8 protein-coding genes are annotated in these 12,600 nt (G+C 73.1%); 5 read left to right on the forward strand and 3 right to left on the reverse strand.

The genetic code is table 11. The annotated features are described in order from the left end of the window. The first annotated feature begins 220 nt into the window (after positions 1-220). From OO52_RS11695 to OO52_RS11710, 4 genes are all read left to right on the forward strand, one after another. On the forward strand, positions 221-2,368 hold the full coding sequence (locus OO52_RS11695; protein ID WP_030656024.1) for an ATP-binding protein: 2,148 nt from the start codon (positions 221-223) through the stop codon (positions 2,366-2,368). Positions 2,369-2,475: 107 nt separating this feature from the next. Continuing rightward, positions 2,476-4,053, forward strand: a complete 1,578-nt coding sequence (locus OO52_RS11700) for a PucR family transcriptional regulator (protein WP_030656026.1) — start codon at positions 2,476-2,478, stop codon at positions 4,051-4,053. 189 nt (positions 4,054-4,242) lie between these two features. Beyond that, the gene (locus OO52_RS11705; RefSeq protein WP_030656028.1) at positions 4,243-5,688 is read left to right on the forward strand and encodes an aldehyde dehydrogenase family protein; all 1,446 of its coding nucleotides are present in this window, start codon (positions 4,243-4,245) and stop codon (positions 5,686-5,688) included. A 166-nt stretch (positions 5,689-5,854) separates the two neighbouring features. After that, complete coding sequence (locus OO52_RS11710; RefSeq protein WP_030656030.1) at positions 5,855-6,130, forward strand: hypothetical protein; 276 nt, start codon at positions 5,855-5,857, stop codon at positions 6,128-6,130. Between the two features lie 106 nt (positions 6,131-6,236). On the opposite strand, the gene OO52_RS11715 is transcribed toward OO52_RS11710, so the two are convergent. Both OO52_RS11715 and OO52_RS11720 read right to left on the reverse strand, forming a co-directional pair. Then, a complete protein-coding gene (locus tag OO52_RS11715; RefSeq protein ID WP_234339854.1) occupies positions 6,237-8,672 on the reverse strand; it encodes a glycoside hydrolase family 3 C-terminal domain-containing protein in 2,436 nt (811 codons plus the stop codon). A 127-nt stretch (positions 8,673-8,799) separates the two neighbouring features. Then, on the reverse strand, positions 8,800-9,813 hold the full coding sequence (locus tag OO52_RS11720; RefSeq protein ID WP_030656033.1) for a LacI family DNA-binding transcriptional regulator: 1,014 nt from the start codon (positions 9,811-9,813) through the stop codon (positions 8,800-8,802). Positions 9,814-10,128: 315 nt separating this feature from the next. Between OO52_RS11720 and OO52_RS11725 the strand changes: the two genes are divergently transcribed. Beyond that, positions 10,129-12,066, forward strand: coding sequence for an acyl-CoA dehydrogenase family protein (locus OO52_RS11725; RefSeq protein ID WP_030656036.1), 1,938 nt, complete (start codon positions 10,129-10,131; stop codon positions 12,064-12,066). Here OO52_RS11725 and OO52_RS11730 read toward each other — a convergent pair. Beyond that, positions 12,063-12,521: a lamin tail domain-containing protein gene (locus tag OO52_RS11730; RefSeq protein ID WP_030656038.1), complete on the reverse strand. Its 459-nt coding sequence runs from the start codon at positions 12,519-12,521 to the stop codon at positions 12,063-12,065. The two genes, OO52_RS11725 and OO52_RS11730, sit on opposite strands and share 4 nt — an antisense overlap. Between the last annotated feature and the right edge of the window lie 79 nt (positions 12,522-12,600).

Genomic DNA, 12,600 nt, shown 5'->3' on the forward strand with positions numbered 1-12,600 from the left:
TTTCGGACGCATACCTTCTTTTCTCGCAGGTTAAGACCGGTTCCGAGGGGTGGGCATGCTCCATGTGGGCGTTGTCGGCGGCGCCCGTTGTCCGCCGTGGACATAGCCCGGCCGGGCGGGTACGGCTCCTTACGGCCGCGTAAGCGGTGAACTCCCCTTGCCGGGGCGTTAGATTGACTCGCTGATGACGGACGGAACGGCTGGTCAGGGGGCAAGGTCGATGGACAGCGACGCGACGCGCGACACACGCGGCACGCACGCGAACCCGCTACCGCGGCCTATGGCGGCGCCGGAGGGGTCGGGGGTACCGCCCATGCCACCCGGGGTGCCGCCGGCGCCCATGGTGCCGCCCGGCGCCCCACCGAAACCGGACGGCTCCGTCTTCCTCGCCTGGCTGCGGACCCCCCGCCCGGAGGCACCGCCGGGCGTGTGGCGCTTCGGGCACCGGCCCCGGCCCGAGCAGGAGCCCGAGCAGATCCCGTCCCGGCAGCTGCTCAGCGGCGCACTGATCGCCTTCCTCGTGGGCTGGCTCGTGTGGTCCCTGCTGTGGAACGGCTACCTCGGCGCCTGGTGGGTGCTGCCGCTGGAGTTGTTCACCCCCGACTCCTGGCGCCAGGGCAACGATGCCGTCGGCAACGCCATCCTCTGGTACTCGTACTACACCGTCATCGCCCTCGCCATCCTGTTCGTCGTCGGCCGCCTGGGCCGCTGGGGCGAGGTCTGGCGCCGCTACGGGCCGCGCGCCTGGCGTCCCGCCGCGCCTGCGGCCGAGCACCAGCCCACCCCCGAACAAGACCCCGCCGAATGGCCGCAGCTGCGGCAGGCCGGGGCGCATGAGGCTGCCGAGCGGCTTGCCGGTGAGGCGAAGGCCGGGCTCATGCGGGATGTGGATCACGCGCGGATCGGCAGGGCCTGGCAGGGTGTGCGGTCCGGCCGGCACAGCCTGGCCACCTTCACCGGCGCCGTACTGAAGGACGGCGCCGCCGCCTGCCTGCACCCCTCCGGGGAGCGCGACCTGCCGGCCCGGCACGCCCGCCACGACCTGCTCACCGGACAGGTCCGGCTCGGCACCACCGCCGACGACCCCCGCAACCCCTACCACTACCGTGGCGCCGGCCTCGCCCTCGGCCCCGACCTGCTCGGCACCTCCCTGCTCGCCGTCGGCCCGGCCGGCTCCGGCAAGACCGGCGCCGTGGTGCGGCCGCTCGCCGAGTCCCTGTGCCTGCACGCCCTGGCCGGCCGCGCGTCGGTCGTGGTGGTCGGCGCGGCGGGCGCCGGGCTCGGCCCGGCCGAGGCCTACGACGTCGTCGTCCGCGTCGGCCACCCCGAATCCGTGTACGACCTGGATCTCTACGGCGGCACCACCGACCCCGACGAGGCCGCCGCCATACTCGCCGAGGCCCTCGTCGGCGACCTCGCGGACCCGCACCCCGGCAGCGACAGCCGCCGCTCCACGACCGTCCTCGCCCAGCTGCTCGGCCCGTTCCGCGCCGTCCACGACCGCTTCCCCTCCGTTCCGGAGCTGCGGCAGCTGCTCGACGGCGCCCCCGGCCCGCTGGCCGCCCTGCGCAAGGGCCTGACCGACACCGGGCACGCGTCCCTGCTCAGGGAACTCGACGCCCGGGAGCGGCAGATGGCCCACCCGGGTGACGTCGGCACGGTCCTCGCCGACCGCATCGCCCTGCTCGACCGGCCCGCGTTCGCCGCCTTCTTCGACACCTCCGGACAGAGCCGGCCGTTCTCCCTGAAGGCTCTCGACCACCCGGTCCGCGTCCGCATCGACCTGCCCCAGCGTGGCCACGCCGACGCCTCCCGGATCCTGGCCCGGCTGGTGCTCGCCCAGTTCACGGCCTCCGTGACGGTGCGGGAGGACCGGTCCCTCTTCGCCTGCCTGCTGCTCGACGACGCCTCCGGGGTCGTCACCCCGGAGGCCGTACGCGGCATCCAGCGGCTGCGCAGCGCCAACGCCGGCACGGTGCTGACGCTGCGCACCCTGGACGACGTACCCCGGCCGCTGCGCGGCCCGCTGCTGGGCGCCACGGGCTGCCGGATGGCGCTGTCCGGGCTCACCCCCTGGGACGGGCAGGACTTCGCCGAGGTCTGGGGCAAGGAGTGGACCGAGACGAGGGACGTCACCGACCGGCAGATCATCGCCGAGACCCCGGCCGGCAAGGCCGTGCACATGCTGCGCCGGGTGATCACCGGGCAGGCGCCCACCGCCCGTGCCGTCACCGTGCGCCAGGTCGAGCGGGAGCGGTGGTCGGCTTCCGAGTTGGCTCATGGGGTGCCGCCGGGGCATGCCGTGCTGTCGTTGACCACCGTGGAGGGCGAGCACGCGCCGCCGTTGCTGGTGGATCTGCGGGGGTGAGGAGCCAGCACGGGATCGTACGGTGAGGCAGAATCGGGGTGGGCCGTTCATACACGGCGGCCAAAAGATCACCGTGATCGACGGATCTCCCTCACCGTGAAGGCCCCATGCCCCCGACTCTCGCCTCGCTCGTCCACCACTCCGCGCTCAAGCTGACCGTGCGCGCGGGTGAGGACCGCCTGGACGTGCCCGTCCGCTGGGCGCACGTCAGCGAGCTGGCCGACCCCGTCCCCTACATGGAGGGCGGCGAGCTGCTGCTGATCACCGCGCTCAAGCTGGACGCGGAGGATCCGGAGGCCATGCAGCGGTACGTGCGGCGGCTCGTCGGCGCGGGGGTGGTCGGGCTGGGGTTCGCCGTCGGGGTCAACTACGAGGAGATACCCGACGCCCTCGTCGACGCCTGCGCGGAGGCGGGGCTGCCGCTGCTGGAGGTGCCCCGCCGCACCCCCTTCCTCGCCATCAGCAAGGCCGTGTCCGCCGCCATCGCCGCCGACCAGTACCGGGCGGTCACGGCAGGCTTCGCCGCCCAGCGCGAGCTGACCAAGCAGGCGCTGAACACCGGCCCGGAGGGGGTGCTCAGCGCGCTCGCCGCCCAGGTCGACGGCTGGGCGGCGCTGTACGACGCCTCGGGTGCCGTCGTCGCCGCCGCGCCGGAGTGGGCCGGCCGCCGCGCCGCCCGGATCACCGCCGAGGTCGAACGGCTGCGGGAGCGGCCCGCGCCCGCGTCCTCCGTCGTCGGCGGGCCCGAGCACGATGACCGGGTGGAGCTGCACAGCCTCGGCACCGGCCGCCGCCCGCGCGCCGCGCTCGCCGTGGGGACGGCCGCCGCGCTCGGCACCGCCGAACGGTACGCCGTCCACTCCGCCATCGCCCTGCTCACCCTCACCACCGAACGCTCCCGCTCCCTGCACGCGGCCGAGCAGCGCGTCGGTGCGGCGGTGCTGCGCATGCTCCTCGCGGGCGAGCCCGACCACGCCCGGGCCGTCGCCGGGGACCTGTACGGCGAGCTGCTGGACGCCCCGTTCCGGATGATCGTCGCCGAGTCCGGGACCGGCCCGGCGGGCGAACCGCTCGGCGAACTCGCGGAGACCGTGGAGAGCGCGGCGGCGCGGGCCGGGGAGGCCGTGCTGGTCGTGCCCGAGGGGGAGCGGCTGGTGGTGCTGGCCGCCGACGGGGGCGCGGCGGTGACCGCCTGTGTCGATCACGCGGCGGCCCGGGAGGCCGACCGGGCGGCGCCCGAGCAGGGACGGGCGGAGGAGGACGCACTGGTCGTCGGGTTGTCGGCGCCCGCCGGGCCGATCGCGGCGGCAGCGGCGTACAAGCAGGCCGAGCAGGCGCTGTCGGTGGCGCGCCGGCGGGGCCGGGTGTTCGTGGAGCACGAGCAACTGGCCGCCGGGTCGGTCCTCCCGCTGCTGGCCGACGACGCGGTGAAGGCGTTCGCCGACGGGCTGCTGCGGGCGTTGCACGAGCACGACGCGACCGGCCGGGGGGACCTGGTCGCCTCGCTGCGGGCGTGGTTGTCGCGGCACGGGCAGTGGGACGCGGCGGCGGCCGACCTGGGGGTGCACCGGCACACCCTGCGGTACCGGATGCGGAGGGTCGAGGAGATCCTGGGTCGCAGCCTGGACGACCCGGACGTGCGGATGGAGCTGTGGCTGGCGCTGAAGGCGACGTCCACGGAGTAGGGCGTTCACGCGGCAGAGCATGGACAGGTGCGTTCACGCAGTGGTGCGGAGCGCCGAGTAGTCCAATCAGTAGTGCCTGGTCCGTCCACTGCTACGACTCGGACAAACGCCCCCGGGCCGCCCCCGCCCTACCGTGGACCACGCAAGCCAAGCGACACACCTCCAACGCGGAAGGGCCGGGACTCGTACATGACTTCCACCCATGCCTTCTGGCTCGCCGGCCGCCAGGCCACCGGCGAGGACACCTTCGACGTCACCTCCCCGTGGGACGGCCGGCTCGTCGGCAAGGTCAGCGTGCCGACCGACGCCCAGGTCGAGGAGGCCGTGGCCGCCGCGTACGCCGTCCGCGAGGACTTCGCCGCCACCCCGGCGCACGTCCGCGCCGCCGCTCTCGACCACGTCAGCAAGCGGCTGGCCGAGCGCACCGAGGAGATCGCCCGGCTGATCTCCGCCGAGAACGGCAAGCCGATCAAGTGGGCCCGGGGCGAGGTCGGCCGTGCCGTCTCCGTGTTCCGGTTCGCGGCCGAGGAGGCCCGGCGGTTCAACGGCGGAGAGGCCCAGCGGCTCGACACCGACGCCGGCGGCCAGGGCCGGCTCGCGCTCACCCGCCGCTTCCCGAAGGGTGTCGTGCTGGGCATCGCGCCGTTCAACTTCCCGCTGAACCTGTGCGCCCACAAGGTCGCCCCGGCCATCGCCGCCGGCGCCCCGATCATCCTCAAGCCGGCCCCGGCCACCCCGCTGTCCGGCCTGATCATCGGCGACCTGCTCGCCGAGACCGAGCTGCCGGCCGGGTCGTGGAGCATCCTCCCGGTGCCGAACGACAAGATGCCCGCCCTCGTCCAGGACGAGCGCCTGCCGGTCATCTCGTTCACCGGTTCCGACAAGGTCGGTTACGCGATCATGGACTCGGTGCCGCGCAAGCACTGCACGCTGGAGCTGGGCGGCAACGGAGCCGCGGTCGTCCTCGGCGACTACGCCTCCGACGCCGACCTGGACTGGGCCGCGACCCGCATCGCGACCTTCTCCAACTACCAGGGCGGCCAGTCCTGCATCTCGGTGCAGCGCGTGATCGCCGACGCCTCCGTGTACGACCGGCTGCTGCCGCGCGTCGTCGCCGCCGTCGAGGCGCAGGTCACCGGTGACCCGTCCGACCCGAAGACCGACGTCGGCCCGCTGGTCAGCGAGGACGCCGCCAAGCGCGTCGAGTCCTGGGTCAAGGAGGCGGTCGAGGCCGGCGCCACCCTGCTCACCGGCGGTGACCGCGACGGCGCCTCCTACGCGCCGACCGTGCTCACCGACGTACCGGCCGATGTGACCCTCTCCTGCGAGGAGGTCTTCGGGCCCGTCCTCACCGTGCGGAAGGTCGACGGCGAGGCCGAGGCGTTCGCCGCGGTCAACGACTCCAAGTACGGCCTCCAGGCGGGCGTGTTCACCCACGACCTCCAGGCCGCCTTCCGTGCCCACCGCGCCCTGGAGGTCGGCGGTGTGGTGATCGGCGACGTCCCGTCCTACCGCGCCGACCAGATGCCGTACGGCGGCGCCAAGCAGTCCGGTGTGGGCCGCGAAGGCGTGCGGTTCGCGATGGAGGACTACACCTACGAGCGCGTTCTGGTCCTCACCGGTCTCGCGCTCTGACCTGCCACGGACAGGTCGGGAACGGAACGGCCGCAGCCCACTGTGCGGGGGCTGCGGCCGTTCGCCGTTCCCTCTGGGCCGTTCCCTCTCGCTGAGGCAATCCAGAAGGGCTCCGCGGACGTACAGGAAGTAGGGCCGCACCCCTGAGGGAAGGAGGAGGGCCATCATGCGAGCATCGCGCGCGAGGCGCCTCTTCGCGGCGTCCGCGGCCGGCCTGGTGATGGCCGGCGGCGCCGCGATCGGCGCAGCAGGCACAGCCTCGGCGGCAGCCCCTGCCGTGCCCACCCAGGTCACCAGCGACTGGTGCTGGGGCCACCACGGCTGGCGCTGCTTCGACCATCGCTTCGACCATGGTTTCGGTCATCGCTTCGACCACCGCTTCGACCACCGCTTCGACCACCGCTTCGACAACGGAGGTGTCGTGATCATCGTGGTCCGCTAGCGGTGACAGGACAACGTCCCCCCACTGGCCGATGGGAGCCGCAGGGGCCCGGCGCCGCTGCCTACCGGTGCCGGGCCCCCACCGGGTGCCGGTCTCCTCCGGACCCTCAACCGGAGAAGCCGACGTGCGCGAGCCGCAGCGGGCCGCGCAGCCTGAGGCGGACGTCGTGGACGCCGTCGGCGACCAGCCTGGCGGTCAGGTCCGTGTACGCGTACGGGCCGTCCGTGGGCGTGTCCAGGGTGAGCGTCGCCAGCACCGGGCCCCCGTCCAGGGAGAGTTCCACAGTGCCCTCGCCCGCCACCCGCGCGGTCACCTCACGGACACCGGCACCGAAGTCGCAGGAACGGTGGACCAGTTCGGCCGAGCCCCCGTGGGCCGGGGTCACCGCGTCGCCCGCCGTCTTCGTCCGGTCCACGATCGCGACGCCGGACTGCTCGTCGAAGTCGGCGCCGGCCAGGCCTCGTTCGAGCACCGGGCGGGGGGCCGGGGGCCGGCCGTCGACGTGGACGGTCGTCCGCAGGCGCACGTCCTCGCTGGAGGCGCCCAGCAGGAGCTCGTACGGGCCCTCTTCCAGGCGCCATCCGCCCTCGGCCACGTCCCAGAACTCCAGCGCGGAGAGCGGTACTTCGAAGGAGACGGCAGCCGTCTCGTCGGGGCTGAGCGTGATCCGGCGGTGCGCCAGCAGTTCCCGGCGCGGGCGGGGCACCGAGGGGTCCACCGCCCGGCCGTAGAGCTGGACCACCTCGTCCGCCGTCCGGTCCCCGGTGTGGGTGACCGTGCAGCCGACCCGCACCGAGCCCGCCCCCACCCCGGCGGTCAGGCCGGCGTAGGCGAAGGACGCGTACGACAGGCCGTGGCCGAACGGGAAGAGCGGGGTGCCCTCGAAGTAGAGGTAGGTCTGGCGGCTGCCGATCACGTCGTAGTCCAGCAGGTCGGGCAGGTCGGCGTCGGAGGCGTACCAGGTCTGGGGCAGGCGGCCGGCCGGGGAGACGTCGCCGGCCAGCACCCGGGCCACTGCCGTGCCCGCCGCCTGGCCGCCGTGCGCCGTCCAGAGCGCGGCCGGCAGCCGGGCCGTGTCCACCGCGTACGGGTACGCCGACACCAAGGCCAGCACCGTGCGCGGATTGGCGGCGCGGGCCGCGCGCAGCAGCCGTAGCTGGTGCTCCGGCAGTTGCAGGGTCGTGCGGTCCTCGGTCTCCCGCCCGTTGATGTGCGGGTCGTTGCCCGCCACCACCACGACGACGTCCGCCCCGCCCGCCACCCGGGCCACCGCCTCCTCGCCGCGCTCGACCGTGACGACCTCGAACACGTCGCCCGTGTCGGCAACCTTCACGCCGTCGGCGGCGACCCGTACGTGACGACCGGTGCCCAGGTGCTCGAGGAGGTGACCGCCACGGTGCGGTTCCAGGCGGAACGTCTCCTGGACGACCCAGCCGCCGGGCTGGTCGGCGGAGGCGCGCAGGTAGCCGTCCTCGGCGACCGAGAGATAGCGGCCGTCGGGGGCGCGCAGCGTCAGCACGCCCCCGCCCCAGTCGGCCAGCGCGAACTCGCTACCGGTCGCCTCCGTGGTCAGCGGCGGCAGGTCGGTGCGGCCGGCGAGCAGCGCGGGGTCCAGCGCGCCCTCGGCACCGCGCGCCCGGTCGGGGGCCTCCGCCGGTGGCACGGACAGGAACGCGCCCGCCGTCGTGCGCAGCCTGACGCGGTCCACGCCCTCCGCGAACTCCACGCGCTCGGCGCCGAACCTTTCGTACAGGCCCTCCAGGGGAGTGGAGCGGTGGATCAGGCTGCCGCTGTACCAGTCGAGCTTGCACTCGTCGGCGAGCAGGCCGACGACCGCGATCCGGGTGTCGGGGGCCAGCGGCAGCAGGTCGTCGTCGTTCTTCAGCAGGACGATCGCCTGCTCCGCGGCTTCCCGCGCCAGCTCCCGGTGGGCGGGGGTGTCGAACGCGGCGGTGGCCGTGTGCGGAAACAGGGTGTAGCCCCGGCTGGACACCAGCACCGGCACGCTCACCTCGGCGTTGCGCTGCACCAGGTCCAGCACCAGGCCCTTCTGGTCCAGCCGGCCGTGCTGGTGCTGGCCGAGGCCGTACAGCTTCTCGCCGTCGTAGGCGGCGAACCGCTGCTCCAGCCGGTGGTGTCCGTTGCCGACCGCCGTGTACAGGCGGGGGCCCGGCCACCAGAAGTGGGCGCGCTCCTCGGCGAGCAGCTCCGTACGGTCGTCGGTGCGCAGTAAACGGATCATGCCCTCGGCGGTCACCTCGACGGTGAGCGCGCCGACGGTCAACCGCGCTTCCCCGGCGGAGATCCCGACCGTCTCGTCCTGGGCGGCAGGGGCGTCGAGGAGCGCGCCCGGCAGGCCCTCCAGCACCGGGCCGCCGAGCCGGGCCCGCACCCGGACCGCGTCCGGACCCCACGGCTCGATCCGCACCGTCTCCTGACGGCCGCTCCACTCCAGCGCCCCGTCCCGCTCCCGGAACGTGCCGACGGTGGGGGAGGACTGCGCGAGACTGACCTTGGGCTGCGCGACGGCAGGCTGGTTCACGGCATGCTCCTGAGGCTGGGAGTGCAGACAGGGACAGCAGGCAGAGGGTGCGGTCAGGGACGGCGGGCAGAGGGTGGACGCAGGGACAGCGGTGGTGTGCCCCGTACGGGGTGTGACCGGCAGGTGGTCAGGGCGCGGCCGGTGCCGGTCCCGAACTCGCCCGTACCGTCAGCTCGGGCGTGAGCAGCTCCACCTCGTCGCCGCCCCGCCCGTCCAGCTTGGCCACCAGGTGCTCCACCGCGTGCCGGCCCATCTCCTGGGCGGGGATGGCGACCGAGGTCAGCCGGACCGAGGCCTGGACGGCGACCTGGTCCGGGCAGATGGCGACCACGGACACGTCCTCGGGCACGGCCCGGCCCTGCTGGCGCAGCAGTGCGAGCAGCGGTTCCACCGCCGACTCGTTCTGCACCACGAACCCGGTCGTCCCCGGCCGCTCGTCGAAGATCCGGGCCAGGGTGAGGGCCAGGGCGTCGTACCCGCCCTCGCACGGCCGGTGCAGCACCCGCACGCCCGTCTCCCGGGCCCGGGCGCGCAGTCCCTCGAGGGTGCGCTCGGCGAAGCCGGTGTGCCGCTCGTAGACCGCCGGGGCCTCCCCTATGACAGCGATGTCACGGTGGCCGAGCCCCGCGAGGTGCTCCACGCACAGCGCGCCGGTCGCGCTCCAGTCCAGGTCCACGCAGGTCAGACCGGTGGTGTCGGCGGGCAGACCGATGAGCACGGAGGGCTGGTCGGTGCCCCGCAGCAGCGGCAGCCGCTCGTCCTCCAGCTCGACGTCCATCAGGATCATCGCGTCGGCGAGACCGCTGCCGGTGACCCGGCGCACCGCGTCCGGCCCCTCCTCGCCGGTGAGCAGCAGGACGTCGTAGCCGTGCGTGCGGGCCGTGGTGGCCACCGCGAGGGCGATCTCCATCATCACCGGCACGTACATGTCGGTCCGCAGGGGGACCATCAGCGCGATGATGTTGGACCGTTTGCCGGCCAGGGCGCGGGCACCCGCGTTCGGGTGGTAGCCCAGCTCCCGGATGCTCTGCTCGACCCGCTGCCGGGTGGTCGCGGAGATGGACCGCTTGCCGCTGAGGACGTAGCTCACCGTGCTCGCCGAGACTCCGGCGTGCTGAGCGACCTCGGCGAGGGTGACCATCCAGCTCTCCAAGCTTTGTGAAGCGCTTCGACACTGCGCATTACCGACAAGGTGGGTGAGGGTGAGACTGACACTAGCTTCAGCCGGGCCGGGGTGTCCATAGGCTGTCGAAGCGCTTCGACAGCATTTCCGGAGCGTGTGAGGCGTACCGCTGACCGCAGTACACACCCCCGCCCCGGCGCTCCGGCAGGGCTTTCGGCCGTTCGGCCGCGCGAGGGGTGGTGGGGTCGGCCCGTTTCGGGTACCAACGATCCAGTAGCACTGGTCGGTAACGAACGGTCCCAGTCATCCCCCTTCGCGGCGAGGTGAGCCTGAATGTCCGCCACCACCACCCCACGCACCACCGTCACCGAGCGCGAAGCGCGCCAGGTGGCGGAGGCCGCCCGGCAGCAGGACTGGCACAAGCCCAGCTTCGCCAAGGAGCTGTTCCTCGGGCGCTTCCGGCTCGACCTCATCCACCCCCACCCGCTGCCCGACGACGAGTCCGTACGGCGCGGCGAGGAGTTCCTCGGGAAGCTGCGCGCGTTCTGCGAGACGGCGATCGACTCCGCCCGCATCGAGCGCGAGGCCCGCATCCCCGACGAGGTCGTGGCGGGCCTGAAGGAACTCGGCGCCCTCGGCATGAAGATCGACCCGAAGTACGGCGGTCTCGGCCTCACCCAGTTGTACTACAACAAGGCGCTCGCCCTGGTCGGCTCCGTGAGCCCCGCCGTCGGCGCGCTGCTCTCCGCGCATCAGTCGATCGGCGTACCGCAGCCGCTGAAGCTGTTCGGCACCCAGGAGCAGAAGGACGCCTTCCTGCCCCGCTGCGCCCGCACCGACATCTCCGCATTCCTGCTCACCGAGCCGGACGTCGGCTCCGACCCGGCCCGCCTCGCCACCACCGCCGTGCCCGACGGCGACGACTACGTGCTCGACGGGGTGAAGCTGTGGACCACCAACGGGGTGGTCGCCGACCTGCTCGTCGTCATGGCGCGCGTGCCGAAGTCCGAGGGGCACAAGGGCGGCATCACCGCGTTCGTCGTGGAGGCGACCTCCGAGGGCGTCACGGTGGAGAACCGCAACGCCTTCATGGGCCTGCGCGGCATCGAGAACGGCGTCACCCGCTTCCACCAGGTACGCGTCCCGGCGGCCAACCGCATCGGCCCCGAGGGCGCCGGACTGAAGATCGCGCTCACCACCCTCAACACCGGCCGGCTGTCCCTGCCCGCGATGTGCGCCGGAGCCGGCAAGTGGTGCCTGAAGATCGCCCGCGAGTGGGCGGCCGAGCGCGAGCAGTGGGGCAAGCCGGTCGCGCTGCACGAGGCGGTCGGCTCCAAGATCAGCTTCATCGCCGCCACCACCTTCGCCCTCGAGGCCGTGCTCGACCTGTCCTCGCAGATGGCCGACGAGGACCGCAACGACATCCGCATCGAGGCCGCCCTCGCCAAGCTCTACGGCTCCGAGATGGCCTGGAAGATGGCCGACGAACTGGTCCAGATCCGGGGCGGGCGCGGCTACGAGACGGCCGAGTCGCTGCGGGCGCGCGGCGAGCGCGCGGTCCCGGCCGAGCAGATCCTGCGGGACCTGCGCATCAACCGCATCTTCGAGGGCTCCACGGAGATCATGCACCTGCTGATCGCACGCGAGGCCGTCGACGCCCACCTCTCGGTCGCCGGTGACCTCATCGACCCCGACAAGCCGCTGTCCGCCAAGGCGAAGGCGGGCGCGAACGCGGGCGTCTTCTACGCCAAGTGGCTGCCGAAGCTGGTCGCCGGGCCCGGCCAACTGCCGACCGCCTACGGCGAGTTCAAGCACGGCATCGACCTCTCCGGGCACCTCCGCCACGTCGAGCGCACGGCCCGCAAACTCGCCCGCTCCGCCTTCTACGCCATGTCCCGCTGGCAGGGCCGGATGGAGACCAAGCAGGGCTTCCTCGGCCGGATCGTGGACATCGGCGCCGAGCTGTTCGCGATGAGCGCGGCCTGCGTCCGCGCCGAGCGGCTGTGGCGCGAGGGCGAGCACGGCCGCGAGGCCTACCAGCTCGCCGACGCCTTCTGCCGGCAGGCCCGCATCCGGGTGGACGAACTCTTCGACCGGCTGTGGACCAACACCGACGACCTGGACCGCAAGGTGGTCAAGCACGTCCTCGGCGGGGCCTACACCTGGCTGGAGGAGGGCATCCTCGACCCCTCCGGAGAGGGGCCGTGGATCGCCGACGCGACCCCCGGGCCCTCGGCCCGCGAGAACGCCCGCCGTCCCTTCGGGGGCTAGCAGTACTTGTCGCTCGGGTCCCGCGTCGTCCAGGAGCAGGTGTCGACCTTGCTGCCGCTCGCCTTGGTCAGCGTGGCCGTGTCCTTGTCGTTGTTCCAGACGTAGGCGCGGCGGTCCTGGTACTTGTCCGACGCGGTGTCCGAGCCGCTGCCGGTGTGCACCTTCAGGTACTTCCCGGCGCCGATCTTGACGTTCCCGAAGACGTATTTGTGGTTGGAGGCGTCCTTCAGCACCCACCCCTTGAGCGAGACCGCCGAGCCGCTGGTGTTCTTCAGCTGCACCCACTCGGCGTTCAGGCTCTTGTTCGAGCGGGTGTCCGAGCCGGGGCTGTCGAACCACACGTGGTGGATCTTCACACCCCCGGCGGCCTCGGCCGGGGTGCTGAGCAGGGTGCCGGTGAGCAGGGCCGCGCCGGCCAGGGCGGGCAGGGCGGCGCGTATGCGCACAGTACGCATGGAGAGATCCCCCCAGGATGTCGTCCGCGAATTCGTGTCCGGACCGGTCGGCGACCGGTCCGGACTGAAGTGTTATCAC

The sequence above is a fragment of the Streptomyces flaveolus genome, from assembly GCF_000716535.1.
GTDB classification, from domain to species: Bacteria; Actinomycetota; Actinomycetes; order Streptomycetales; family Streptomycetaceae; genus Streptomyces; species Streptomyces flaveolus_A.

Coding starts and splice junctions, on each gene's coding strand:
- OO52_RS11725 (WP_030656036.1), top strand. CDS start 10,129: ATGTCCGCCACCACCACCCCACGCACCACCGTCACCGAGCGCGAAGCG.
- OO52_RS11730 (WP_030656038.1), bottom strand. CDS start 12,521: ATGCGTACTGTGCGCATACGCGCCGCCCTGCCCGCCCTGGCCGGCGCG.
- OO52_RS11700 (WP_030656026.1), top strand. CDS start 2,476: ATGCCCCCGACTCTCGCCTCGCTCGTCCACCACTCCGCGCTCAAGCTG.
- OO52_RS11720 (WP_030656033.1), bottom strand. CDS start 9,813: ATGGTCACCCTCGCCGAGGTCGCTCAGCACGCCGGAGTCTCGGCGAGC.
- OO52_RS11710 (WP_030656030.1), top strand. CDS start 5,855: ATGCGAGCATCGCGCGCGAGGCGCCTCTTCGCGGCGTCCGCGGCCGGC.
- OO52_RS11695 (WP_030656024.1), top strand. CDS start 221: ATGGACAGCGACGCGACGCGCGACACACGCGGCACGCACGCGAACCCG.
- OO52_RS11705 (WP_030656028.1), top strand. CDS start 4,243: ATGACTTCCACCCATGCCTTCTGGCTCGCCGGCCGCCAGGCCACCGGC.